19 protein-coding genes are annotated in these 25,638 nt (G+C 58.9%); 12 read left to right on the top strand and 7 right to left on the bottom strand.

Annotated features, from left to right (window positions below):
- Positions 1–6 precede the first annotated feature (6 nt).
- From CVS27_RS03240 to CVS27_RS03230, 3 genes are read left to right on the top strand one after another with little or no spacing between them, the layout of a single operon-like run.
- Positions 7–867 (top strand): sulfotransferase family protein, encoded by an 861-nt coding sequence (locus CVS27_RS03240; protein WP_133162863.1) that lies wholly within the window; start codon positions 7–9, stop codon positions 865–867.
- A complete protein-coding gene (locus CVS27_RS03235) occupies positions 864–1,760 on the top strand; it encodes a Wzz/FepE/Etk N-terminal domain-containing protein (protein ID WP_103464300.1) in 897 nt (298 codons plus the stop codon). Before CVS27_RS03240 ends, CVS27_RS03235 begins: the two co-directional genes overlap by 4 nt.
- Positions 1,732–2,667: a glycosyltransferase family 2 protein gene (locus CVS27_RS03230; protein WP_165788041.1), complete on the top strand. Its 936-nt coding sequence runs from the start codon at positions 1,732–1,734 to the stop codon at positions 2,665–2,667. Before CVS27_RS03235 ends, CVS27_RS03230 begins: the two co-directional genes overlap by 29 nt.
- Before the next feature lie 174 nt (positions 2,668–2,841).
- Here the strand turns inward: CVS27_RS03230 and CVS27_RS03225 are convergent, their stop codons facing one another.
- A complete protein-coding gene (locus CVS27_RS03225) occupies positions 2,842–3,819 on the bottom strand; it encodes a sulfotransferase (RefSeq protein WP_103464298.1) in 978 nt (325 codons plus the stop codon).
- 271 nt (positions 3,820–4,090) lie between these two features.
- On the opposite strand from CVS27_RS03225, the gene CVS27_RS03220 reads away from it, so the two are divergent.
- The 5 genes from CVS27_RS03220 (at position 4,091) to CVS27_RS20470 (ending at position 11,024) form a co-directional block, all read left to right on the top strand.
- Positions 4,091–5,671, top strand: coding sequence for a hypothetical protein (locus CVS27_RS03220; RefSeq protein WP_103464297.1), 1,581 nt, complete (start codon positions 4,091–4,093; stop codon positions 5,669–5,671).
- 6 nt (positions 5,672–5,677) lie between these two features.
- Positions 5,678–7,237, top strand: coding sequence for a lipopolysaccharide biosynthesis protein (locus tag CVS27_RS03215; RefSeq protein ID WP_103464296.1), 1,560 nt, complete (start codon positions 5,678–5,680; stop codon positions 7,235–7,237).
- Positions 7,238–7,463: 226 nt separating this feature from the next.
- On the top strand, positions 7,464–9,023 hold the full coding sequence (locus CVS27_RS03210) for a CBM96 family carbohydrate-binding protein (RefSeq protein ID WP_165788242.1): 1,560 nt from the start codon (positions 7,464–7,466) through the stop codon (positions 9,021–9,023).
- 155 nt (positions 9,024–9,178) lie between these two features.
- A complete protein-coding gene (locus tag CVS27_RS03205; RefSeq protein WP_103464294.1) occupies positions 9,179–10,207 on the top strand; it encodes a hypothetical protein in 1,029 nt (342 codons plus the stop codon).
- A gap of 112 nt (positions 10,208–10,319) precedes the next feature.
- Positions 10,320–11,024, top strand: a complete 705-nt coding sequence (locus CVS27_RS20470; RefSeq protein WP_133162862.1) for a hypothetical protein — start codon at positions 10,320–10,322, stop codon at positions 11,022–11,024.
- A 141-nt stretch (positions 11,025–11,165) separates the two neighbouring features.
- On the opposite strand, the gene cysN is transcribed toward CVS27_RS20470, so the two are convergent.
- From cysN to CVS27_RS03180, 4 genes are all read right to left on the bottom strand, one after another.
- Positions 11,166–12,416, bottom strand: a complete 1,251-nt coding sequence (gene cysN, locus CVS27_RS03195; protein WP_103464292.1) for a sulfate adenylyltransferase subunit CysN — start codon at positions 12,414–12,416, stop codon at positions 11,166–11,168.
- On the bottom strand, positions 12,416–13,336 hold the full coding sequence (gene cysD, locus CVS27_RS03190) for a sulfate adenylyltransferase subunit CysD (RefSeq protein WP_103464291.1): 921 nt from the start codon (positions 13,334–13,336) through the stop codon (positions 12,416–12,418). Before cysD ends, cysN begins: the two co-directional genes overlap by 1 nt.
- A complete protein-coding gene (locus CVS27_RS03185) occupies positions 13,333–14,157 on the bottom strand; it encodes a 3'(2'),5'-bisphosphate nucleotidase CysQ (protein ID WP_103464290.1) in 825 nt (274 codons plus the stop codon). The genes cysD and CVS27_RS03185 overlap by 4 nt, the downstream gene beginning before the upstream one ends.
- 72 nt (positions 14,158–14,229) lie before the next feature.
- On the bottom strand, positions 14,230–15,699 hold the full coding sequence (locus CVS27_RS03180) for a sugar transferase (protein ID WP_243400029.1): 1,470 nt from the start codon (positions 15,697–15,699) through the stop codon (positions 14,230–14,232).
- Positions 15,700–16,627: 928 nt separating this feature from the next.
- Here CVS27_RS03180 and pssD point away from each other — a divergent pair.
- The 4 genes from pssD (at position 16,628) to cysC (ending at position 20,069) form a co-directional block, all read left to right on the top strand.
- Positions 16,628–17,068, top strand: a complete 441-nt coding sequence (gene pssD / locus CVS27_RS03175; RefSeq protein WP_103464425.1) for a PssD/Cps14F family polysaccharide biosynthesis glycosyltransferase — start codon at positions 16,628–16,630, stop codon at positions 17,066–17,068.
- On the top strand, positions 17,065–17,634 hold the full coding sequence (locus CVS27_RS03170; protein ID WP_103464288.1) for a glycosyltransferase: 570 nt from the start codon (positions 17,065–17,067) through the stop codon (positions 17,632–17,634). The genes pssD and CVS27_RS03170 overlap by 4 nt, the downstream gene beginning before the upstream one ends.
- A 190-nt stretch (positions 17,635–17,824) precedes the next feature.
- Entirely contained in the window at positions 17,825–18,763 is a 939-nt protein-coding gene (locus CVS27_RS03165) for a sulfite exporter TauE/SafE family protein (protein ID WP_103464424.1), read from the top strand.
- 28 nt (positions 18,764–18,791) lie between these two features.
- Positions 18,792–20,069, top strand: a complete 1,278-nt coding sequence (gene cysC, locus CVS27_RS03160; RefSeq protein ID WP_103464287.1) for an adenylyl-sulfate kinase — start codon at positions 18,792–18,794, stop codon at positions 20,067–20,069.
- On the opposite strand, the gene CVS27_RS03155 is transcribed toward cysC, so the two are convergent.
- A complete protein-coding gene (locus tag CVS27_RS03155) occupies positions 20,061–22,664 on the bottom strand; it encodes a helix-turn-helix transcriptional regulator (RefSeq protein WP_165788044.1) in 2,604 nt (867 codons plus the stop codon). The two genes, cysC and CVS27_RS03155, sit on opposite strands and share 9 nt — an antisense overlap.
- Positions 22,665–22,922: 258 nt before the next feature.
- Positions 22,923–25,634 (bottom strand): helix-turn-helix transcriptional regulator, encoded by a 2,712-nt coding sequence (locus CVS27_RS03150; RefSeq protein WP_133162861.1) that lies wholly within the window; start codon positions 25,632–25,634, stop codon positions 22,923–22,925.
- Between the last annotated feature and the right edge of the window lie 4 nt (positions 25,635–25,638).

Below are 25,638 nucleotides of genomic sequence, written 5' to 3'. Positions count from 1 at the left end.
CCGACCATGGAAACCATCACCCAAACAATTCGCCAGACTGCCCGCGGCGGGGCACGTTCGGTGGTGACCGCCGTGGGCCAGCTCAGCGCCCCCATGCGCATGAAACCCACGTTCATCATTGCCGGCGCCCAACGATGCGCCACTACCAGTATTTTTCGCATGCTGGCCCAACACCCGCAAGTTCAACCGCCAGCCCTTAATAAAGGCATCCACTACTTTGATACGGCAGAGCGCTTCCGCCGCGGGCCAAACTATTATCTGGGGCATTTTCCCCTCAACACTGCCTATCGCCGCCCACCACGCATCACCGGCGAGGGAAGCCCGTACTACCTCTTCCACCCACTGGCAATTTCACGCATCGCCGCCCAACTCCCCGAGGTCAAGCTGCTGGTGCTTTTGCGGGATCCTGTTGAGCGAGCCTTCTCCGCCTACAAGCAGGAAACAATGCGCGGATTCGAGGACTTGACGTTCGAGGACGCGCTCAAGGCCGAAGGTGGCAGGCTGCGCCACGAAGAAGAACGTATTGTCACGGACCCCGATTACCAGTCATTTTCACACCAGCACCATGCCTATGTGGCCCGAGGCAGGTATGCCGTGCAACTGGAGAGGGCCTTTTCCATCATGGGACGTGAACGGGTCATGGTCATTGACGCCGACGACTTCCTTGTGCCGGGGTTGCCCCACTGGCCGGCCTTGACGGACTATCTTGGCATCTCGCCCTGGCGGCCCGCCGACGTCATCCGCGCCAACGCCAGGCCCAGCGACGCCATGCCGGCCAGTCTGAAGGACAGGCTTCGTGAGCAATTCCAGGACGACGACGTGCAGCTCACCAAGCTGCTGGGCCATGTTCCGAGTTGGCGTCGATGACCGCCCCGTCCCCACCGCTGGAGCATCTGCACCGCGGCAGCGCCCCTCCGAGGCAGAAGTCCAAGAACCTGTATTTCAGTGACTACGTGCAGTTTGTCCGCGCGCATTGGCGCATCATTGGCTCCGTCTTTCTGGTGTGCCTAGTGGGGGGCACGGCGGCGCAGTTTATTGTGCCGGCAAAATTCAAGGCCAGGACAGACATTGTGGTGGTGGCAACCACCAATTTGTCGACTGCGGGAAAAGACCCGCAGGACGTTTCCATCGATTCGGCCGTGCAGGTGCTGCTCTCTGACCAGGTCCTGGGCCAAACGGCGCGCGACCTCAACTACCCGGGCCGTTCAAGCGGCTTGCTGGAGGACTTGTCCATCTCCCCGCTGATCAACTCCCGCATTCTTCAACTGAACGTTTCAGCCCAAACTCCCCAGCAAGCACTGTCTGCGGTCTCGGTGCTTGCCCGTAATTTCATGGACGCCCGGCAGAAATCGATGAACATCGCCCAGGAAGCTCGGATCCAGGCCATTAGGGCCCAGCTCAATGCTGTTACGGCGTCCTTGGACGTTTCCACCGCCTCGGGACAGCTACAGGAAGTGTCCTTTGATGGGTCAAACAGGGCCTTGACCCAGTTGCAGTCCGACTTGCAAGCCGAGCTGATCTCCCTCAGCGTGATCGAACCGGCCGCCGGCTACATTGTTCACGCCGGCACGCTGCCCACCTCAAGCACCCGCCCCGGGTTCGTCATCAGTCTTGCCTCCTCTGCCGCCGTCGGAATGCTTCTGGGCTGCCTGGCGGCCTATGCGAGCAGATTCCACCGCACCCACGCCGCTGCACACCTTGTTCCTCGCAGCAACCGCCGAAAGGACCTCCGTGCCAAATTCACCAGTGGCCACCCCTGACCGGGTGGACGTAATTGTTGCAACCCATGACCGCCTGGAACTTCTCAAGAAAACCATCCAGTCCATTGTGGATCAGACATATTCGGGCCACATACGCATCACCGTGGTGTTCGATGCCAGTCCGCAGCTCTCCGAACTGGAGTTTTCCACGCCGTCGAGGGAATTGAGAGTTTGCGGAAACTCACGCACCCCGGGACTCCCGGGAGCCCGGAACACGGGCCTGCTGGCAGCGACTGCCCCGATCGTCGCCTTCTGCGATGACGATGACACTTGGCGGGCCGGCAAACTGGAAGGGCAGCTGGCCATGCTTGCCGCCCACCAGGCAATAGGCTGCGTTGGCGGCATTGAGGTCCATTTCGGGGACAGGGCACATGTCCGCATCCCCGACGCCCACGTGGTTACAGCCCAAGCACTGTCCGGTAGCCGGCTCACAGGCGCCCACCCGTCCACGTACCTGTTTGCCCGCGAGCCTTTGCTCACCAAGGTGGGGCTGGTGGATGAGGCCCTGCCCTACGGGTATGGGGAGGACTACGACTACTTGATGCGTGCGTGCGCGGCGGGGGTGGTGGTGATTCTCCCCCAGGTCACCACTGACGTCTTGTGGCATCCCCAGGGCTCATACTTTTCCCAAAAGTGGCAGGCCATGGCGGACGGCCTGGAGTACCTCATGGTCAAACATCCCAGCCTTGCGGCGAACCGCAACGGTACTGCCTGGATGGAAGGCCAGCGGGCTTTTGCGCTGGCTGCCCTGGGCAACCAGCGCCGAAACGCCATGAAGACAGCATTCCGGTCCATCCGCCTAAGCGCCAAGGAACCTCGAGGGTACATTGCCATGGCCGTGGCCCTGCATCTGGTGAAACCCAGCTTTGTGGTGAGGACACTCAACCGCAGGGGGCGCGGCATCTAGCGGGCCGTCTGCTGTTGAGTGTCCTGCGCCGTTAATTCGTTTTATTGGTCTTCCCAGTGATTCGAGGATCCCCTAAAGCAACGCGCGGAACCTGGCAGGAATGTCATCCCATGGACTACTCGAGTGCAGCGGCACTGACCCTCGCAACCCATCACACAAAACTGAGACACACCGCTAGTTGCGGCGTAGCCCGTAGGCCAGGCGGAGCGGAAAGCTAAGAATTCCGGCAACACGCCGATCCCTCGGCGGCATGGAGACCATCCATGCCGAGTCCGCCTTGATCTGGAGCGTTCCAGTGCGCATCCTCATCGGATTCCCCGCAACAGTGTGGTGGGCTGACAAGTGCACCTCACTTTTTTGGATGTGCTCGGTGTCCCCGGCCCCCGGTTCCAGCCCGGCGAACCGCAAAATATCATCCACCACCTGGCGCGGGGAGGCCATGAAATCTTCGTAGTGAACAGTCTTAACATCCACATTGAAAAGGCTGAGGGCATGAAACAACACACCATAAAGTGTCCAGTTTGCCACCGCAGAAACAGTGGAATAGCGTGGCATTATTTCTCCCGCAGATCCCGTTTCGGGACGGGTGACCACCTTGGACCAGGAATAGGCCACTCCGCGTGGGTCCCGCACCACCAAAACGCATTTAAGATTGATGGCTGCGCGTCGCAATAAATAGGCATAGGCCGGGTGCTTGCTTGAATCAACTATCAGGCGGGCAGCCGAGGTTTCCACGACCGCGTCGTAGAGGGCATTGACCCGGCCCAGCAACCGATCACGGCGAACCCTGCGGTTCGCCGGAGTCAGACCAGTGATCAATTCGAGCAGGTACTTGTTCCGAACCACTGTGGTGCGATCGCCAACGGCCTGCTCAACGTCGACGTGATCCCATCCGCCGTAGGCACGATCGCCAACGTCGAGCCAAAACGGGCACTGCGAAAAGGGCAGGGAACAACCGCAAAGTTCGTCATCGCGCAGTCCCCTCTCCCACAGATGCAGCACCTCACCTAAGCCAACAACGCCCCGGGATTCGGCCAGGCACCGTTCCAAGAGGGTTGAACCGCTCCGGCCAAACCCTCCGAGCATCAAGATGTTTGGCCGATTTCTTGCACCGCCAGTGCCAGAGGCCGGTGACGTTGACGAATGGTTCATGTAGCTACCTCCACCACGTTGTGGGCTTGTGGCTCAAACTCATAACGACAGTCTTCCATTACATGTCAAGACGCTGCGATCCGCTCAACTGGACAATTTGGGGAACTGTTGGTGAGGTGAAGGATTTTCCGACAATTTGCCCAATAATGCTACGCATTTGCAGACCCCCTATGCAATGATGGGCAATACAGCACTACTGCGTTTCAAGCCACGGTTATTCAATCCAAGGTGAACAATGTTGAATGAGCTAGCACCGCGTCAAAGCTTCTTCGTGAGGGCAATACAGCATCACTGGATTTCCGCTGTAGCCGTTTTGACCATCGGCGTTCTTGTCGCCATCGGGTTCCTTGCGCAGGGCAAACCGGCCTATTCTTCCACGAGCATAGTTTTCCTGGATCCGCTGTCTGGAAACCCCTTTTCACCGACCACACCAGCGTCCCGCACCGAACAGTTGGCCGCCCTCACCACTGAGGCCGGCCTGGTGTACACGGATGCTGTCATCGAAGCAGCCGTAGCGATTGGTGCCTCAACCGGCACCGCGCTGGGACCTGAAATGCGCAGTGACATCCTCACCGAGGTGCCATCCAACTCCACAGTGGTGCAAATCACCTACACCCAGCCGAACGCCAGACTAGCGCAGGCCGGCGCGCAGGCTCTTGCCGAGGCCTACCTCGCCTATCGCAGGGATCGCGCTGCGAGAGTTGTGGCCGCACAGACAGAATTGCGCAAGCAGCAACAGACCTCAATCGAGCAGCTCCTGGCCGAGGCCTCCAACCGTCTAAACGCCGCCAAAATTCTCAATGTTGATCAGGCCCAAATACTGGACCTCCAGCAGCAGGTCACCCTCTATGCAACACATTTGGCCACGGTCAATGTGGATCAGACCGGAGCCAACGCCACCTCGATCACGCCAGGGGACATCATCAGCCCGGCCAGCCTGCCCGTGACGAAGGATGGCGTCAACCCGCTACTCATTGCCCTGGCCATCGTTTTGGTGGCGGCAGCCTTTGCCGTGATGGTTGTCTTGGCCCGGGAGAACCTCGACCAAAAGATCCGTGAGCCCGAAGACATAGTCTCAGCCGGCGTCGAGCCCTTTAGGGGGAGCATTAGACGCTGGAGCTCAAAGGACGCACCCGTTGTGGACATGGAGGGCTTGCGGCAAGTGGCAAACGTGATTGCCGCCTCCGAGCCCAGTAAAAAGAATGTCTTGTTTCTTGCCGGTACGCCAGCGGGGACGGACACATTCTCCATTGCGTCAGGGCTGGCAGCAGCCTTCGATGAAATCGGCACCACCACAGTGGTTGTGGGCACCGCTGAAAGCGACGGCGGCGAAACAGGTACGGGGGCCAAGGTTCTGGGGCTCACGGATATTCTTGCTGGAGACGCACCCCTGGCGGACTGTTGGGACCTGCTGAAAACCGATGGCAACCATTCCACCCTGCCTGTCGGCACCCAAGCCGAGCTCTTGGCCACGCTGGTCCAAGGCCCACGGTTGACCACAGTGTTTAAAGCCCTCAGCGAGAAGGCACTGGTCATCGTTGCAGGCCCTTCACTTGACTCTGGTGCCGGGATTGCCATGGCACGCCATGCCCGTGAAGTTCTGTTGGTTGTAGACGGCGGCACCGCTTCGGTTGCGGACCTGGCCCGGGCCAAGGGGACCCTACTCCAGATCCACGTTGAGCTTGCCGGAGCCATCCTCTACAAGCGGCCTAGCCGGAAGGCAATACGCCTGCGGCGCCGCCCAGCGGCGGCAGCTACGGACGCCGCTGAGGGACCCACGGACACGCCGCAGTCCGCGGATGACGCTGCAGGGAGCGCGTCCCTTGAAGTGGTACACGAGCGCCGCGGCTAGAGTGTTGTGAGTGATTCCGCCGACCGGCAACAAATTTCGCCAACCCAGCTGCCGCCGCACCAAGATCAACACCAGCAGGATGCCGGAAGATCCCTGAAACGGATCGCGCGCTCCGGCGGTGCCAACCTTTTGGGGTCAGGCCTCTCGGCCATCGTCGGATTCGCCCTTATTGTCCTGATTTCCCGGCGCTGGGATCCGGAAACGGCGGGACTCTTTTTCGCTGTGTCGTCCATCTTTTTGATTGCCGTGGCAGTTTCCCAATTGGGAGTTGATCAAGGGTTGGTGCGCTTTCTAGCGTGGAACACGGCCCGGAACCAGACCTCGGTTAACCGACACCTGGTCAGAAACGGCGTCACCGTTTCGCTCTGTGCGGCCGCCTCGCTCGTGGTGGCCGCCGTCGTATTCTCCAGGCCACTCGCCGAGCTGCTCCGTGGTGGGCCGGCTTCGGAGCAGACCATGGGCATGGTGTTGGTCTTCGCCGTGGCCTTGCCAGTTGCTGCCGGCTACGAGCTGATGCTGGCCATTACGCGCGGTTTCGCCCATATGGGCCCCACCATCTACATTGAACGCCTGGTGCGCCCGCTCGTCCAGCTCGGTGCCGTTCTTGCTGCCGCGTTGACCCATGCAGATTTATTGTGGCTGGCTGTCGCGTGGACGGGGCCGTATGTGGTGTCCCTGGTTTGTGCCGCAGCCGCCGTTGCACACATTGCCCGCAAACGGCCCGGGATTCTCGGGAAGGGAGCACGTTCCACGGATCGCGCAGCTCGAGGCGAGTTTTGGCGGTTCACCATTCCCCGAGGGCTCTCCCGCATGGCCCTGGTGGCCTTGCAACGCGCGGACATTGCCCTAGTCACCATCCTTGCCGGGCCGGCTGAGGCGGCGATCTACACTGCGGTTACCCGATTCCTGGTTTTGGGTCAGCTGGCAAACACGGCCATCCAGCAAGTCAGCGAGCCGCAATTGGCCCGCTTGCTGGCCAATGCGAATATTGCTGGAACGCGCAGGGTTGCCCAAAAGTTGACGCTCTGGTCCGTGGCACTGACCTGGCCCATCCATTTGACCGCGTTTGTGTTCGCCGATGTTGTGCTGGGCACGCTCTTCGGCCCTGACTATGAGGAAGGATCTTCGGCGCTGCGCATTCTGGCGCTCGCCATGCTCTTCTCGACGGCCATGGGCCCCGTGGACACCCTCTTGAACATGGCAGGGCGGAGCACCCAGTCATTGGTCAACACCACCACTGCCTTGGCGTTTGATGTGGTGGGCTGCTTGCTGTTGGTGCCCCACTGGGGAATTTTTGGAGCTGCCACGGCTTGGGCGGGCGCCATCTGTCTGCGAAACATCATGTGCTTCTTCCAAGTCCGGAAATCAGTGCACGTTACACCGGTCTCCCGTGCTGCGGTGTTCATGATCTTCGCCACCACTGTGATTTTTCTTCTGCTGCCAGTTCTGGGGCGGATCCTTTTGCCCGCCCAGATCCCTTTTCAGGCGTCGATTCTGGGCATCTCATGCCTCTTTTACGCTGGGCTTCTTGGCGTGAAAAGGCGCATGATTTCACCGAAAACATAGCCAGCCATACAGCAACGGGCGCCTCACGTCCAATTTACGTGATCCATGACTTTCGACTAGGCTCTTGTAACGGTTATGTAACTATTATTGCGGTTAGCTTGGTGGCTGGGGCCAATCTAGCAGCCGAATTGGAGTTCAACGTATGACGAACCAATCTTCGTCAAGTCTTTCACTCAGCTCACGCCATGTGAGTTCCAGCCGAAAGTTCTCGGCTACAAAAAAGCTTGTGGCCACGGTCGCAACCACCGCCCTCTTGGGCGGAATCGGAGTTATCTCCTCGGTGCTGCCTGCACAGGCCGCCGGTGCAGCAACTGCGTCAGCAGATTCCTACACAGTGAACACGCTGCCGTCCAAGAACTATGGATCCACCACAAAGATCGCCATTGGCACAGACAACAGCGATCTCAAGTACGGCTACCTCAAGTTCACCAACCTGGGCACCATCAAGGCCACTGACACCTTGAACTTGAAACTGACCATGACTGGTGGCACGGCCGGAACGCTCAAGGCCACGCAGCTGGAATCAAACAACTGGACCGAGGCAGCAGTCAGCTTCGCCAACGCCCCTGTGGGCATCAAAACGGTGGGCACCACCACGGTCACCTCCGGCGCCCAAGCGCTGACCCTGTCACTGACAGGTTTGAGCAGCACCGATGGCACTCTCTCAATCGGCTTGGCACGTGAAGGCGCTGGCATCAGCCGCATCGCTTCCCGTGAGGCCTCAGATGGCCAGCGCCCCACCTTGGAGGTCACTGGTACCTCAACAACGCCAGAGGTTCCCCCCACGACGCCGGAAGTTCCGCCTACCACGCCGGGCACCGATTGCACCGTGTCCGTGAAGCTTGTGCCGAGCTGTGGCACCTGGTTTGGCGCCGCTGGAAACCCTGAAGGTGGCGAATCGTGGGAAGCAGCCCAGACTCGTTTTGAAAAAGACGCCGGCCGCACCATGGACATCACGCACTACTACAAGCGTGGCCAGAGTGCCATGTTCCCCAATGCCGGGGAGCTGAACCGCCAGGACGAGACCGACAAGAATCGCATCTTGTTCTACAACTGGAAGCCGTCCGGGCTGACCTGGCGTCAGGTTGCCGATGGCGCTGCTGATTCCTACTTGAAGTCACTGGGTGCCTACATGAAGGCCAACGCGTCCAAGAAGTTCTTCCTTTCATTGAACGCTGAGATGGAAGACGAAGTAAACCAGACCGCTGGTTCCGGCCAGACAGCCACCGACTTCCGTGACTTCTTCAGGCACACCACGCAGGTCCTGCGTGCCAACGGCGGCACCAACGCCATCACTGTCATGAACTACACGGGTATCGAGAAGTGGGGCACCATGTCCTGGTTCAACGACCTGTACCCCGGCGATGACGTAGTGGACTGGATTGCACAGGATCCCTACGCGTTCGGCAAGCCGCCGGTCTGGTTGACCGACTTCGCCGGAATGGTGAACCGCACCAGCAATCCCACGGCGTGGCCCGGTTTCTACAACTGGGCTGCCACGAACCACCCCAGCAAGCCCCAAATGCTTGGCGAATGGGGTGTTGATGAAGATGTCACCTACCCGGATTACAAGCGCGATTTCTTCAACACCGCGGCCGATCAGTTGACCCAGTTCCCCAAACTCAAGGCACTGGTCTACTGGGACTCAACGGGTTACGAGCCCTCAGGCACCAAACTGCCTGTTGGCATCACGAACATCACCTCGAAACCCTCCTCACTGGCAGCTTTCAAGAGCTACATCTCCAGTGACTTGCTGAATCAGGCCCGGAACAGCTACTTCAAGTAAACGTTCCTGCACCATACGACAAGGGCGCCGCAACACATTGTGTTGCGGCGCCCTTGTCATTTCTTTGGTAGCGGCAATGGCCGCCGGACCCTTACATTGTTTCCAAGATTCTCCTAGGGTGGGTAGACCGGGGGTGGCGTTAGCCGGGAGGAGCAATGAAGAAACCACAAACCGCCTTTGTGGCCGTAGTTGTCTTGGTGGCTGGGTTGGCGCTCAGCCTGCCGAGCACCGGCGTGACCAATGAATGCAATGTGCTCTTTGGTGTGGCGGCTGCGCCTTTGAACCCCGAGCAGACTCCTGCTGAGGCCTTGCGGGAGTTCGAGGCAGATGCAGGGCGCAAGATGGAGATTGTCCACTACTACGAACTCGGGCAGGACAAGCTCTTTCCAAGCCCCGCCGAATTTGACATGGCCACGAGGCCCGGGGAGCCGCTCATACCCTTCCACAACTGGCGTCCAGACGGTTTGACGTGGCGCGAGGTGGCTGATGGCGCGGCGGATGCCTATCTGTACCGCTTGGCCCAGCACCTGGGCGAAGCGTATTCGCAACCATATTTTTTGTCTCTCAACGCGGAGTTTGAACGTTTTGTGGACCCGGCCCCGGGCTCAGGACAAACGGCGGCTGATTTTCGTGACTTCTTCTCCCATGTTGTCCGGGTGATCCGATCCAATCCGCACCATCAGGCCGTCATAGTCTTGAACTACTCAGGCACGGCAAAATGGGCAAGCATGCCCTGGTTCGAGGACTTGCATCCCGGTGGAGATGTTGTGGACTGGATTGCCCAGGATACGTATATGTTTGACCCCGCGGCAACGCCCGGCATGGCCCAGTTGGTCAATCAGCCCAGTGGTTCCTGGCCTGGCTTTTATGCATGGGCAGCCATGAAATATCCGGACACTCCCCAGATGATCGCCGAATGGGGAGTTGAGAACTCTGCCTTGACGGCGCCCTATGTGGAGGACTTTTACGCATCGGCCGCCAAGGATTTGGCCAAGTTTCCTAAACTGCGCGCATTGGTCTATTGGAACCGCTCCGGACTCCATGATGGCGGGCGTGATTGGGCCATTGATGACACCGCCATCAACGCCAACTCAGAGGTAAATGCGGCGTTTAGAAAGTTCGCCAACAATGGCCTCTTTTTCTCCTCCCCAACCTGCAGGGACAAGCTTCGTGGGGGCTTGTGAACCGGGTCAAATCAGCCCCTCCGCGGACCCCTACCTAAGGCGCTTCCCTTCGGCTAGTATCAAGGCAGATGGATCAACGAGTTGCCACGAGTAAACCTCATCGGAGAATTCCATGAATAAACTACTGCTTGTTATTGGGGCGTCCACAGCGCTAATCCTTGCCACTGGATGTACGCCGAATGGCGGGCAAGGCTCAGCGCGGCCCTCCACTACAGGCTCAAGCAGCACGTCGCCGTCTGCCACGACGCCCGCCGCCCCACCGGCGACCACGGCTGATCCGAGCCCCTCAGCAAGCGCCTCGGCAGGAACGCCGGATCCGGCCCCGGCACCGGCCCCAACTAGTGACTCGCCACTGTCTTCAATAGACCTGAACACCCGCGGAAACGAGTCACAGCAGGTGGGCCAAGCAGGTATTTTCGGGGCGGCAACGGGTGAGAAGTATGCGACGCTGACGGCAACTAAAATCCAGACGAATTTTAAGTGCACCGAGCCCTCGGCGTTCCCCAGCATCAACGGCCAATTCGTGGCATTGACCATAGATGTCACCACCAGCTCAAACTTTGCCGAATCAGGATGGCCCAGCCTGGCCATAACCAGCAATGAATTTCGGGGCTGGGACTCCGCAGGAAAAAAGCTCCTGGACCCCATTGGCAACAGCACAGGATGTGTGAAGTCGTCGGAGCTCTTGGAGTCCCCTATTGACCCGGACAAGAGCCAATCCGGCATGATCATTTTGGATGTTCCAGCAGGGGCCGGTTCCGCGGCTTTTGTGGTGGGTGGTTTTGAGGGTTCCTACGGCTGGGAATGGCACTGGTAGAGAAGGAAAGCCGAACCTCAAGCCGGTGACAGAATCCCGCCGGCGCGTCAGTGCCTGAGCCCCAAGGAACCTAGGGCCCAAACACCCGGCACGCAAGTGAGTGGCCCGCATGATGCGGGCCACTCACTTGTGCGAAACGGGCTAGTTTGCGTTGACGATCATGCCAGCGGCAACGGTGTTGTTGTTGGCCTCATCGATGAGCACAAACCCGCCGGTTTGGCGGTTCCTGCGGTATTCATCTGCCAGCAACGGCATGGTGGTGCGCAGACGGACCCGGCCGATTTCGTTGAGCTTCAAGTCAACAGCGGCAGAATTCCTGTGCAGGGTGTTGATGTTGAGCTCATACTGCAGTTCCTGAACCAGTGCCCTGGCGTTTCGTGTGGTGTGCTTGATGGCTAAACGCTGTCCCGGCTCAAGTGGGGTGCTTCCCATCCAACAGATCATGGCATCGATGTCCTGCGCTACGGTTGGCCTGTTGTTTTGCCGGCAGATCATGTCCCCCCTCGACACATCGACGTCGTCCTCAAGGCAAATCGTCACCGACATCGGCGCAAATGCGGACTCTACCGGGCCACTGGGAGCGTAGATGGCTGCGATTCTGGTGGGCATTCCACTGGGAAGCACCACCACCTCATCGCCCACCCGCAGCACTCCCCCGCATACCTGGCCGGCATAGCCGCGGTAGTCGTGATGACTGCTCTGGTGCGGCCGGATCACGTACTGGACCGGAAAGCGCACATCAACCAGATTGCGGTCGCTTGCTATGTGCACAGTCTCCAAATGGTGAAGCAGGGTGGAGCCCTTGTACCAGGGCATGTTCGCGGAGGCGTCCACCACATTGTCGCCTTGCAGTGCGGACACTGGGATGACTGTCAGGTCAGAAATGTCCAGTTTTGCCGCAAAGTCCACGAATTCGCTTCTAATCGACTCATAGACCTCCTCGGACCAGTCCACCAAGTCCATCTTGTTGATGGCCAGAATGAGGTGCGGAACCTGCAGCAGTGACACCAGGAATGTGTGGCGGCGGCTTTGTTCACTCAGTCCTTTGCGGGCATCAACCAAGACAATTGCGGCGTCAGCAGTGGATGCACCCGTCACCATATTGCGGGTGTACTGAATATGGCCTGGAGTATCGGCGATAATGAATTTCCGCTTGGGAGTTGAAAAGTACCTGTACGCCACGTCAATGGTGATTCCTTGTTCCCGCTCAGCCCGCAGGCCGTCCGTCAACAGGGCCAGATCCGTATATTCATCGCCACGCTCGCGGCTGGTCTTCTCAATCGACTCGAGCTGGTCTGAAAAGATTGATTTCGAGTCGTACAGCATTCGCCCGATGAGCGTGCTCTTGCCGTCGTCAACTGATCCTGCCGTGGCAAATCTCAAAAGATCCATTAAAAGTACCCCTCCTTCTTCCGGTCTTCCATAGCAGCTTCGCTGACTTGGTCATCCCCACGCGTGGCCCCGCGCTCGGTGATTCGAGTGGCCGCGACTTCCACGACAATTTCCTGGGCCGTGACAGCTTCGGAGCGCACGGCAGCGGTCAAGCTGGCATCGCCCACTGTCCTGTATCTGACGGTTTCCATAAACGTGGGCTCATTGGCATGTGGTTGGCACACCTCATGGACGCCGAAGAGCATCCCGTTGCGTTCAAAGACTTCTCGAACGTGCGCATAGTAGATTGATGGCACCGTGATGCCCTCCTGCGCGATGTAGCTCCAGATGTCCAGCTCCGTCCAATTGGAGATGGGAAAGACCCTGATGCTTTCGCCGAGGTGAACCCTGGTGTTGAACAGGTTCCAGAGTTCCGGCCGCTGATTCTTCGGGTCCCATTGGCCAAAATCATCACGGAAAGAAAAAATTCTCTCCTTGGCCCGCGCCTTCTCCTCATCCCTGCGTGCCCCGCCCATCAAGGCGTTGTAGCCGTACTTTTCGGCGGTATCCAACAGGACCCGGGTCTGCAGCCTGTTGCGGGAGCCGCTGGGCTCCTCCTGCACCAGACCGCGGTCGATCGCATCTTGAACGGAGCCAACAACAAGGTTCACGCCAAGCTCAGCCACCAGTTGATCGCGGACCTGAAGAACCTCGACAAAATTGTGGCCGGTGTCAATGTGCAGGACGGGGAAGGGGATCCGGGCCGGGGCAAAGGCCTTAGCTGCCAGGTGCAGCATGACAATGGAATCTTTGCCGCCTGAGAACATCAGGGCGGGGTGCTCCAACTCAGCAACCACCTCCCTGATGATGAAGATGGCCTCGGACTCCAGCGCCTGAAGCTGGCTGAGGGAATAGCTGCCGCCCGATTCGGATTTGTTCATCGTTGATACATCCCGTCCATAAAGAGACCGTTTGGTCGAGTGTTGTTGGTTTTCAAGAGAAGATCAATGGACTCCAACATTTCACCTGCATTTTCCTGATGGCAAAGAAGCAAATCAGGCAGGTACGGATCCGGCTGGTTGTAGCACAGCGGTGTTCCATCAATTCTGCTGGCGTGGAAGCCCAGCGACATTGCTACCGCAACGGGTGCGGCTGAATCCCATTCGTACTGGCCGCCACTGTGCAGGTAGGCGTCGGCCTCGCCGCGAATGACGGCGCCGGCCTTGTAGCCTGCAGATCCCATGGGTACCAGTTCGGCGTTCATGATGCTGGCCAAAGCCTCGGCCAGGGGCGAAGGCCGGCTCCGCGATACCGCCAGCCGAAATGGCTTGCTGGGGTCCGGACGCTCCGGCAAAGGCGTGCCGCTGTCAAGCACGGTGCCCAAACCGGGAAGGGCCACTGCGCCGGCAGTAAGCTCACCGGAGTTCCAAAGAGCAACATGGACCGCCCAGTCCGAGCGCCCCTCGGAAAACTCTTTTGTGCCATCCAGGGGGTCGATGATCCACACTCGGGACGCCCCTAGGCGTCGTGAACTGTCCTGTGCTTCCTCGGACAAGATGGCATCTGCTGGCCGGGCCTCATGCAGCCAGGTGCTGAGCATTTTTTCTGAGCTCGCGTCGCCCAAATCCTTGAGCGTATGTGCAGGGACGTGGTCACGAACCGCCTCAGATTGCAATCTGAGCAACATTTGACCTGCCTGTTCGGCCAGAGCTCGAGCCAATTGTTGATCGGCTTGAACTCCTGAAAGGCTGAATCCGTTCATACTAACTCCCCCAGAATTTGTTATGGATCGTTGGCAAGAAATTGTGCACAGACCGTGTTTGCAGCCATGCGGTCAATAGGCGCCAACATGGTCCCGCATCACGTGAAGAGTTCGCCACATGATCATGAAATCGCCGGTCATGGACCAGTTTTCGACGTAGTAGAGATCCATGCGGACGCTCTCTTTCCAGCTCAAATCCGAGCGGCCGCTGACCTGCCACAAACCAGTGATGCCTGGCTTGATGTATAGCCGGCGGTAAGTATGTCCGTCATAGTTTTCCACTTCGGTTGAAAGCGGCGGCCGCGGACCAACCAGTGACATTTGCCCTTTCAGGACGTTCATCAGCTGCGGCAGTTCGTCCAGGGAATAGCGCCTCATCCAGGCACCCACCTTGGTAATGCGGGGATCATTGTGAATCTTAAACAGCGGTCCGCTACCTTCGTTTTGATCCGCCAAGGTGGCCAAGACTTCCTCGGCGTTGGCCACCATGGACCTGAACTTATACATTTCAAAGATTCCGCCGTCGCGCCCAACCCTGTCTTGGCGGAAAATCACCGGTCCGGGGCTGTCTTTTCGAATCATGATGGCCAGCACCACCAGAATCGGTGACAATAGCAGCAGCGCCATCGCGGATGCGACTATGTCCAAGGACCGCTTCAGCAGGTGTTTGTACCCGGTGAATTGTGGCAGGTCCACGTGCATCAGCGGCAAACCCTCAACCGGACGCATCTGGATGCGTGGGCCGGCAACATTTGTCAACGCCAGCGCAACCACCAGTTCGGTGGCACTTTCTTCAAGTTTCCAGCCCAGTTCGCGGAGATAACTGCCGCCGCGGGTCACTTGTCCGGCGACGATAACTGCGTCGGCATTGTGCTCGATCACGGCGTCGCAAATGTTGTCCAGACTGGCCACGATCGGGATCCTGTTCTGGCCAACATTCATGCTCCTGTCCGCACCAGGATCTTCAAGGGCCACGCCAACCACTTCATAGGCGGCTCCGGACTTCTTGTGGATCTGCTCCACCACATACGTCACGTCTTCCCTGTCGCCCAGCACAATGACGCGGGATAAATAGTGTCCGTACGCCCGCTGGCGGGTCAGCCAGCGGCGCCAGCCCCACCTCCCGATGAGGAGCGCGATGGTTCCCACAGGCATGGTAATTAGGAAAGCTACTGACATTCGGTGCGCTCCATAAAGGAGAAACAAGACGGCGAGCCAGCCAAACGCGGCTGTACTCGCGCTAATCATCTTCTTGTACTCGCCCGGGCCAACCCCCACCAACCGAGGATCACGCGTTCTCCAGAGCCACAGCGTTAGCAGCCATACCGAAGCAACGCCAATATTGGCCTGTAGCAGTCTTTCAGAGGCAATATCTAGGCTTTCCGCAATGGCGTCTGAACTCAGGAAAACGCACAGCACCACCAGTATGGTGTCTGTTATTCGCAGTTTGATGCGATATTTCCGCGCCCAGGGCAACGCATAGTCTTCCGAGCTCTCGTGACGGCGACGTAGCTTCGCTGGACCATGTGGTGGCACCGACATTACGGCTTTGACGCCTCTGCCTTGACCAAAGGTAACCGGCAGCGAGCCGATTCCAGATACGGAAGTGTCGCCTACAAGTTTCCGAATACCACCATTTTGCCCACTATGTCCCAAGGGTTTCATGTCGATTAGTCCCCACTGCCGGTTGAATCTGACGCGGAATGGCCCCCACTGCAATCACTGCAAAGGCTTCCTTGAATGAATCGAGAGGGCCGGCAGTGACTGGGACGGGCCAGCGTCGCAGGGCTGCCGGGGCGGCGCTGGGAGTGCAGCAGCCTCCGTGGGAAGGCGCCGTTTTGTTCCCGCATGTCATTCCCCCTTCACTCTTCCGACGAGACCAAAAAAATATTCTCGAGATTTCCACCATTGTTCATCCGCATTGAGTAGACAATTCATCATTTGCACTACGTGGAAAATCTGAGTATCTGACTTCAGCATATTGAACAGTCTTTATTTGCACACGAGTAGCAAGTACTTGATTCGGTGGAGTCCGGCTACGTGGTGGGCCATCTAGACGCGCAAGGAGCCGACGGCGACTGGGGGTGACGTTGTGGTCTCAGACAACGCCTTCGCCGCCGGCTCCGCTTTGGGCGCCGACGCCGTCGTATCCTTCAACTGGCGAAAGAGGCACGACGTCAACTACTTAAGTAGGGCATCTGAGCCGAATCAATCTCTGAGTCCCAAATTTGCCTACTAATACAAGGTTAGAAAGCCCGTTCCCCTACTGCACGCGTAGCTATTACGGGGATTCTCCTGGCGACTACTTGACCTTTCGCCTCGACTACGGTGCTGCCGACTACTAGCCCGGAGCAAGTACTGATAACACCAAGTTAGGTATTCGGTACTCGTGCCTTCGTCGGGACTCGACTCTAGGCTTCATGTCATCACCCTCATTCACTGCCAATGGACGGAGAACCAAGTGAAAGTCATGTTTGTTGCATCGGCAGGCGGCCATCTGGCCCAGCTGTTGCCGTTGGATAGCTGGTGGAAAGATATGGACAGGTCATGGGTGACTTTTCGTCGCCCGGAAGTGGAGTCCGCCCTGAGCGACGAGGACGTCACGTGGTGCTACTTTCCCACAACAAGGAACCTGCCCAACGCGATCCGGAACTTTTTTCTAGCCTGGCCCACATTGCGCGGAAAGCGTCCTGATGTTCTTGTCAGCACGGGGGCCGGCGTCAGTGTGCCCTTCTTCGTAGTTGCCCGCCTGCTGCATATACGCACCGTTTATATAGAGTGTTTCGACCGGATCACCATGCCCACCCTGAGCGGCCGGCTCTGCTACCCGATGTCCGACGTTTTCTGTGTCCAGTGGGAAGAGCAACTGCGCTATTACCCTGAGGCCATCAACATTGGGCCCATCCTGTGAAGTACGACGGCGATTACCCGGCCCTGGTGGTGTCCGTGGGCACCGACCACCATAAGTTTGACCGCCTCATTGACTGGGTTGAGGACTGGCTTGATTCCCGCACCGACCACCCCACCTGCTTGATTCAGCACGGCGCGAGCAAGGCCCCCGAATTGGCGCGTGGTGTGTTGCGCATGCCACGCGAGGACCTCTTGCAGCTCTATGCCAGCGCGAAGATCGTTCTGGTCCAAGGGGGGCCGGGCTCAATTCTCGACGCACGCTCCGTGGGGCACTTACCGATCGCCGTGCCCCGGCTGCCGAGGCTCAATGAGGTGGTGGACGGCCATCAGGTGGCATTCACCAGGACCATGGCCAGCCACGGTGAGGCCATTGCCGCTGAGTCCGAGGAAGAACTCATGCGAGCGCTGAATCTTGCCATGAGCCATCCAGAAAGCATGCGAACGGCACCACGCTTGTCAACGCCGGCAGCATCCGCCAATCTGTTGGGTGCGGCCATAGCCGGCTTGGACCACCACGCCGACCACATGGCCCTGCGACGGATGCGGCAACTTCTGGCTCATCACTGACTGCACCTACTGCTCGACTGGGGCGGTGGGTTTCCTGCCTGGAGTGCGCAGTCAGCTCTGGATGTCACATGCCTGGGGTCCTTGACGGGCTTTCCTCGTCCGGCTACTGGGATATTTGCGGATACACCACGTAGTGGGCGGTCCAATTACGCGTGTCCAAGAGTCTCGCACAGTGGCAGAATCTGTGGGCATGGACCTATCTGTAGTTGCAGTGGCGTTTATGGTTGCCGTGGTCGTTGGGCTCACGGGAATGGGCGGAGGCGCGCTCATGACACCCGCTCTGGTCCTTATTTTCGGTATTCCCCCCCTGGCAGCAGTGTCGAGTGACCTCGTTGCAAGCGCTGTCATGAAACCCATCGGCTCATGGGTGCACTGGCGCAGGAGAACCATCAACCTCCAAGTGGTCAAGTGGCTGGTTCTGGGATCTGTACCTGCGGCGTTCTGCGGAGTCCTGATTCTGAAGTGGATGGGCCCTGGAGAGCACGTCCAGGATGCTGTCCGCATGGCGCTGGGTGTGGCCTTGTTGGTGTCGGCCACCCTCATGGTCTTTCGCTCGTATCTAAAGATGGCTGAGCGGGCCAAGCGGAGACGTGGCGTGCTGGCTCCCGAAGTAAACACTGGGCCCATGAGGATCCGGCCGTTGCCCACCGTGTGCTTGGGCATCATTGGTGGCGTGGTGGTGGGCATGACATCTGTTGGGTCCGGTTCAATCATCATCGTGGGCCTCATGGCGCTATACCCGGCGTTGAAGTCCAATCAACTGGTGGGGACGGATTTGTTTCAAGCCGTCCCCCTCGTCACCGCCGCTGCCCTGGGGCACACGTTCTTTGGTGACCTGGATCTTGGCCTGACCATCCCGCTGCTCATTGGCAGCATCCCGGGGGTCTACCTGGGCGCCCAGCTGTCCAGCCGTCTCACCGGAGGGTTCATCAGGAGGGCGCTGGCATTTGTCCTCTTGGCTTCCGGACTGAAGATGCTCAATGTCGACAACATAAGCACCGCGACAGTGCTCGTGGCAGTGCTTGTCTTGGCGCCAGTGGCCTGGATGTTGCTGCGCAAACGCCTTGGCCTTCCGGCTTTGGCCACCACTGACATCCGCCAGGTCCGGAAGACACTGGCGGACCGGTAACCTCCTGAGATGAAAGCTGTTGACGCTGATGAACTCTTATCGCACCACACCTCTGGCACCGCCCTGCATCGCCTTGAGTGGTGCGCGGCTGGATGAACTTGAGCTCTTGGCGGGCGGCCTCTACACACCGGCAACGGGCTACTGCCTCCCTGGCGCCATGCCGGAATCGTGGCCGGGCAGCTTCACCCTGGAAGTCTCTGCGGCTGACGGTGACCTTGCCATGTTGTGCCGCAGCGCCTTGCTCACAGACCCGGATGGCACTCCCCTGGTCCGCATGGACGTGACAGGACTCGGCCAAGGCAACCCCGGCCGTTCGTTCCTTGCAGGCACCCTGACAACCATCCGGGCAGCGGAACATCCCCCAGCCCGTGAATTTCGCATTTGCTCCCCCCTTCCCCGCGACGAGCGCCGTCGTACTGTGGTGACAGCCGTTTTTGCCACGCCTCCCCTGCCCTCGCAAATAGTGGAATCTGTTGACGCTGCCCGGGCCATGAATGCTGTGTTGTGGATGATTGCGGTGTGCGGCCCACAATGTCATGGCTCGTACTCTGTGCTGCCCGTTCTTGCCGAACTCCGTGCAGTCCAGCATTTGTTCGAAGACAGCCGGGTGGGACTTGTTGTTCTGCCCACCTTCGGTGGCACGTCCGCCGATGCGGAGCAATTCCGCCACGTCGTGAAGAATCTGGGCGGTGACGCCATCCTTGATTTCACCACTCCGGCGCCACATTCGGTGCAGCCCGCCCTGGAATCCACCAAAGGTGGCACAGTCATTTTCATGACGGGCTTCTCCGGATCAGGAAAGTCCACGCTGGCGCGTGCCCTCACGGAGCGTCTGCAAGAAGACACCACCACACCCATTACGTTGCTCGACGGCGACGATACCCGCCGCATCCTCTCGCCCGGTCTCGGATTCTCCAAGGAAGACCGGGAGGCCAACATTCGCCGCCTCGGCTGGGTTGCCGCCCAGATCTCACGAGTGGGTGGCACCGTGGTCTGCGCGCCCATTGCGCCGTTCGAAAGCACACGCCAGGAAGTACGGGAGATGGCCCAGGCTGTGGGAAAGTTTGTGCTGGTTCATGTTTGCACCCCGTTGGAGGTCTGCGAGGCCAGGGACCGCAAAGGACTCTACGCCAAGGCACGCAACGGCGAACTGACAGGGTTCACCGGCATCGATTCTCCCTACGAAGTCCCCGCCGATGCCGATTTCAGCATAGACACCAGCTTCATGGGAATTGGCGAGGCTGTCGAGAAACTTGCGGAGAACCTGCACACCGCCAAGCCCCAGGCCCTGGAATTCTCAGGCTAGGCTTTCACGCAACTCCGCCCTGGAATTCACCTGAAGCTTGGAGTACACCTGGTAGAGATGGCCCTCAACCGTACGAACGGAAATGTGCATCTGGGCGGCGATGGCCTTGTTGCTGGCACCCCGGGCCGCAAGCGAGGCTATCTCCTGCTCTCGGAATGTCAGCATCTGGCCGTCATCGCTACTCACTTTGACGTGTCCCAGCTTCATAACACCATTTCGGATAAGCTGGTGGGCTACGCGCAACGAACCCTTGTCGGCACCGTCGCTGGCAATCTTCAGTGCAGCCCGGGCAATGTCGCGGGCAAACAAATCGTCGCCATAGGCACTTGCTGCCTCGGCCATCTCCAGCAAGTGGGGTGCGTTCGAATTCATGACACCTTGGGCGAATCCTTCACAACACCTGGCCCACGGGCCCTGCACCTGGGCAGCAATGTCCAGCAGCCGGGGGGCACCTTTGCTGCTTCCCAATCTCACTGCTGCACAGAGGAACCCCATCTCCAAGGCAGGCACCTGGCCCCTGTGGCTTTCATCGGCGAGGGAGTAGAGGGAGACAATGGCCTTCTCCCGTGACGCGATCTCGGCAGACGCCAGAACTTCAAAGGATTCACACGCGAGCACTGTCAACCGGGGCCCTGACACCGCCATGGCATTGCGCAGCGTCATGAACGTTTTTGCTGACTCGTCGTCACCCTTGAGCGCGTAGGAATATGCGATGGCCGAGTACGCCAATGCTTGTGAAGCGCTCTCATCGAGTTGATCGAATTGGCTGGCAGCAGCCAAGAGTGATCTGAGGGCTTTGTCGGCCCGCCCAGAGTAGGCGTGCATCAAACCTTCCACCAGTTGTCCCAGTGTGATGGACCGCATCCTGTTAGACGGGCCCTGAGCTGCCTGAAGCAAATAGCTGCCGGGATTGCCGGCCATCAGCGAAGCGGTGATGGCCGTGACCAGGGCGGAGCCGGCAAGGTCCTCAAAGGGGCCCGCATCGTCACGCACTATGGCTTCCAACTCGAGCTCGTCAGCAATCTTGGCCGCATCCAATGCACGGCCGGTCAAGGTCCACACTTCGATGAGCCACAGCCCGGCCAAGCGCCGAGTACTGGCGCTTGCGCCCGTTGAATGGAGCAATTGGAGTTGCGGCCCCACTTCGGCGTAGCGGCCCTTTTCCAAGTTCAGGTCAATCTCTGCGAGCTGGAGCCGCTCTCTCAGGTCCACAATGGTGGCCGAATAGTCTGCACGCTCGTCATGAAGCCGCAAACTAATCGATGCGTGCAGGTCGTGGGCGTCCGCTGCGGCTGTCTTCCCACCACTGGCCATCGCCATGCGCAGCAGCATCACATCCACCCACTGTTCCAAGGGCAACTCCGCGAGCCGCAGCGATGGGGCAAAGAGCACAGCCCTGGCGCCGTCGAGATTCCCCAGACCCAAGTAAGCCCGCGCACTTTCAACCAACACGAGAGGATCAGAACCATGCCCGGGCATCGCGTCAAGAATGCGCAAGGCCAGGTCCGGGCGACCGGCATTGTTCGCCTCCCTGGCCTGGTCATGGCCATGCTCCAGACCCTCTGCATTGCCGCAGTCGATTGCCCAAATGGCCAGTTGAAAATTGTCCATGTCAGCTGCGCCTTGGTCATCGGCTGAAGCGGCCGCTAGCCGCTGGAGTTCGCGGCTGCGCCCCGCCGGAACCTCTTGCCGCAGAACTTGCGCCACAAGGTTGTTACGGAGGTGGACCAGGGTTCCGTCCTTCTTGCCCATGGTCAGAAAACCTCGCTGCTGCAAGGAGTCAACGGCTTTGGCATCACAAAAAGCCATGAGCTGACCAATCGACAATCCGCCAGACAATGCCAGGGCCTCAACAACCAGGCGCTCGTGCACCGAGAGGGAAAGCAACGCAGCCATTACCGTGTCTACACTGTTGCGCCCGCAGACAAACGGTGCGCCGGAAAGGACCCAAACACCCTCGTTGAGAACCACGCTTCCGGCACCCATTTGCTCCACCACCACGGCACTCAAGAATCGCGGATTGCCACCGCCTGCTTCATACAGTGAATTCGCGGCTGCAGCCGAAACAGGCCTGTCCAAGAATTCTTCGAGCCAGTCACGGGCATCGGCTTCCGAAATCGGCAACACATCCATGCGGCTAATGAGCCCATCCCGCCAGAGTCCAAGAATCTCCCCCGGAATTGAGGTTAGGGAATCGCCGGTCAAGAGCAACTTGACCGCCTTGCTCACCGCCAACTGGCTCACGATCAACGCGGAATGGTCGTCAAGGTCCTGAACGTTGTCAATAAACAACACGATTGGCCTGCGGCTGGCCCGTTGCAGAAGCTCCTTCGAAACAGCCCGCAGGACTGACATGGGGCTTTCAATGGTGTCAGGTGCCACGCTGCCCATCAAGGGGCTCAAGGCACCATAATCGATGGTGACGGTGCTGGCACTGCACCGCAGCGAGACCACCAGGCAATCATGTTCCATGACTTCAAGGACCTGTTTCGCCACGCAAGTCTTTCCTACTCCGTACTCACCCAACAGTATGGCACCACAGCTGTCGCGGTGCAGCAGCCTGCCTTGGATGGTTTCAAGAATTGGTTCACGCACTGCGGAAAATGTGTCACCATTTTTGCTGTGGCCGTTCGGTGAAATAGTTGGGTGAGTAACTATGTGTGTTGATTCCAGGACCGTATGAGACATGGGTCGAGACCTTCCATGATGTACAGCTAACTCCAGTACTTCAACAGTAGGATCTAGCCCGCAGGCGGGCATGAGTAGTGTGTACTCTATTTCCCAGTACTTTTGGAGGGCAGATGCGCAAGTACCTCGCGTTTCAGTACTCAGTTCAGTACTTACGCCACTCAGTTAATGCAAGTGGTCCAGGATCCACTCCTGGGCAATGATCTGGTGCCTGCCACTGATAGACAATTTCGCGTAGCACCGGTACAGATGACCTTCGACTGTACGTACCGACAGCTGCAACCGTTCAGCGATTTCCCGATCCGAGTAGCCTTCCACCACCAATTCCGTGATTTCGCGTTCCCGGCGTGTCAGTGGCAAGCGTTTAATTTGGCCGTACTGCCGGGCCCTGCTGGGCGGAACGGCCGGCTTGGCGGTAGCTCCCTGTTGGTGCGGTGAAACCGGTGATGTGCCGAAAAACGAGACCTGCTGCGAAGAAGCATTCTCAAGCCGAGGCGTGCTATCTGGCCCTTGTTGATCAACTGCGGCGTCAACGGGAATGTCACGGAGCGAAAGTTGCTTGTGGCAGAAGTCCGTGATCGATTCAGCCCATGCACCTTCCACCGTCTGGCAAATCAGCAGCAAGCGTTCAATCTGGGAATCCCCTCCAAGTTCAACGGCCAGGGCAAGGGCATTGAGCTCCAGAAGAGGCGCCTGTTGGTCTCTGGCGTTGTCAGCCAAGATGAGCAGCTCGGCCAGTCCAGCACCATCATGTGTAAGGTATTCGCATGCCGCAGCCATGAAGGCGCGCTCGTGGGCGGTGACAAGGAACATGCCCGGTTTCTCCTGATGCTCGGCAATCAAGCGTGCCGCCAGTTCCTCCTGGCCCAATTTGGCTGCTGTGTAGGCCAACATGGAGGTGCAGAATCCAAGCAGTTGTTGTGGATCGCTGTCCCGCAGCGATTCTATGGCCGGGAGTAGAGCATCCACCGCTTCCGGCAGAAGTCCCTGCCGGATGAGCCCCATGCCCCGGGCCACATTGGCGCCACCACCAAAAGTGATAATAATTGGCCCTGTATCCACAAAGAACTGGTCCAGGAGCTTGGCGGCGAAGGGCAAATCCCCGGCGCAAAGTGCCGTGGTCACTTGGCGGAAGACGATCATTTCGGGGATGAAGAAGACGTCATAGAGGTCCGAGTGTTCAATGGCGAAGGCTTCGGCGGAGCGTTTTTGGCTTTGTGCGGACAAACCCAAAGCGCACAGCCGTTCGGCATCCATGGCCAAGGCAATGGATTCGTTCAACCGGCGTTCGTCCGCCGAAAGCTGCGGGCTGCCAGCAAGCACAGATTCTATGAGCGGGCCCATGCGGCCATAGTCACCCTTTTGAGACAGCATCATCAGTTCAAGCAAAGCCGCCTTGTGCCCAACACGATCCCTGATGACCTCAGCCTGCTCAGGCATCTCCGCCATGAGCCGTTCACCGGCGGCGAGCAATGTGTTGATGTCATCCTCCATCGTGGCGGCCGGCATCCCCAGGGCAAGCCGGGTTACTGCGCGCAGAAGGGCCCCAAACAACAGCTCATTCAGGGTGTTGGCCGCATCAAAGGCGTCATCGAGAAGCTTGGCGGCTTGTTCATAGTCGCCCATCATGTAAAAGGCCCTGGCTTGAACCGCCTGCACCTCCAATGCCTGGTCAGCCACGGTGATGTGGTCAAGAAGTTCCAGCGCCAACGTGGGCTGAGAAAGCTTGCAGGCGATTAGCGCCGCACGAAATAGCCGGTCCGCCGAGACTTCCAAGCCGCTGTCCACGGCCCAACTGACCCGCCGCAGGAGTGCTTCCATTCCCATGGGTTGGGCGTCAAGTTTCGCCATTAAACTATCGTGCAGAATGCGGCTGCGCGCGGGGGGCACCATTTGCCTGATGACCTCGCCGTAAATGGGGTTGGCAAGTCTGAGCATGCCCTCTTGTTGCAACGGCGATTGCACCAGTTGGCGGGCCAGCAGTTCAGCAACGGCTTCTGTTCCGCTGACTTGTTCAACTATTTCCCGCGACACAGGTTCGGCCAACGCAACAAGGTCCAGCGCTGACTCGGCTGCCGCGCTCAAACCACGAATTTGTTGCCGAACAACATCGCGGAGGTTCCGCCCCACCCTGTGGTGGCCCAGCCGGTACAGCCAAATGCCGCGGTTCTTGGTGAGCAATTCGTCGTCGAGCGCTTCACTGACCAGCATCTTGAGCAGCATGGGGTTACCCCCGGACCGTGACCAGAAGTACCAGCTGGTAGGCAGGGCCACGGGGGCAGCCAACATGGCCCGGCAAAATTCATGCCCCTGATCACGGGTGAGCGGATGGACATCGATGGTTTCGGCACTGCCACCGCTCCACAACTTCGGCAGCGGCTGGGGCAACTTGTGGTTGCGCAGATGCGAGGCAACGAGTTTGATGGTTCCGGAGAGGACCAAGGTGAGCAGAAGTTCAGCCGTTGATGGATCAACAGCGTGCGCATCGTCAACGATCACCAGTGGGAGTTCGGTCCCATGGGACACGTCACCACCTGCGGCGAGGGCATCCAGCACTGCCCTGAAAACGTTGGTGCGGATGCTGAGGTCATCGCTGTTCACACCAGCGAGCAGTGGAGCGAATGCCCCATACGGCACCGAGCTCAGCGAGGGGATGCCATGGATGGCCAGCACGGCCCGCACCTTGGACATTTCTTCGGCAAGGTGACGCAGAATGCTGGAGGCACCCAGACCAGTGTCGTAACGCAGAATGACTGCCTGGCAATCCTCATTGTCGAGGGCAAATTCAATGTCCGCAAGTTCGGCGTGGCGCACAAAGGGAGAATGGACGTGCATGGCAAGCGAAACACCACGTGGCTCCTGATCATGATGGCTCATCGGG

Origin of the sequence: Arthrobacter glacialis (assembly GCF_002909445.1) — a bacterium.
Classification (GTDB): Bacteria; Actinomycetota; Actinomycetes; order Actinomycetales; family Micrococcaceae; genus Specibacter; species Specibacter glacialis.
This window is presented reverse-complemented; position numbering and strand designations above follow the sequence as displayed.

What these genes read in the sequence shown, in the direction of transcription:
- cysD (WP_103464291.1), bottom strand. Translation starts at nt 13,336, where the DNA reads ATGAACAAATCCGAATCGGGCGGCAGCTATTCCCTCAGCCAGCTTCAG.
- CVS27_RS03240 (WP_133162863.1), top strand. Translation starts at nt 7, where the DNA reads ATGGAAACCATCACCCAAACAATTCGCCAGACTGCCCGCGGCGGGGCA.
- CVS27_RS03235 (WP_103464300.1), top strand. Translation starts at nt 864, where the DNA reads ATGACCGCCCCGTCCCCACCGCTGGAGCATCTGCACCGCGGCAGCGCC.
- cysC (WP_103464287.1), top strand. Translation starts at nt 18,792, where the DNA reads ATGAACTCTTATCGCACCACACCTCTGGCACCGCCCTGCATCGCCTTG.
- pssD (WP_103464425.1), top strand. Translation starts at nt 16,628, where the DNA reads ATGTTTGTTGCATCGGCAGGCGGCCATCTGGCCCAGCTGTTGCCGTTG.
- CVS27_RS03225 (WP_103464298.1), bottom strand. Translation starts at nt 3,819, where the DNA reads ATGAACCATTCGTCAACGTCACCGGCCTCTGGCACTGGCGGTGCAAGA.
- CVS27_RS03205 (WP_103464294.1), top strand. Translation starts at nt 9,179, where the DNA reads ATGAAGAAACCACAAACCGCCTTTGTGGCCGTAGTTGTCTTGGTGGCT.
- CVS27_RS03185 (WP_103464290.1), bottom strand. Translation starts at nt 14,157, where the DNA reads ATGAACGGATTCAGCCTTTCAGGAGTTCAAGCCGATCAACAATTGGCT.
- CVS27_RS03165 (WP_103464424.1), top strand. Translation starts at nt 17,825, where the DNA reads ATGGACCTATCTGTAGTTGCAGTGGCGTTTATGGTTGCCGTGGTCGTT.
- cysN (WP_103464292.1), bottom strand. Translation starts at nt 12,416, where the DNA reads ATGGATCTTTTGAGATTTGCCACGGCAGGATCAGTTGACGACGGCAAG.
- CVS27_RS03150 (WP_133162861.1), bottom strand. Translation starts at nt 25,634, where the DNA reads ATGAGCCATCATGATCAGGAGCCACGTGGTGTTTCGCTTGCCATGCAC.
- CVS27_RS20470 (WP_133162862.1), top strand. Translation starts at nt 10,320, where the DNA reads ATGAATAAACTACTGCTTGTTATTGGGGCGTCCACAGCGCTAATCCTT.
- CVS27_RS03180 (WP_243400029.1), bottom strand. Translation starts at nt 15,699, where the DNA reads ATGTCGGTGCCACCACATGGTCCAGCGAAGCTACGTCGCCGTCACGAG.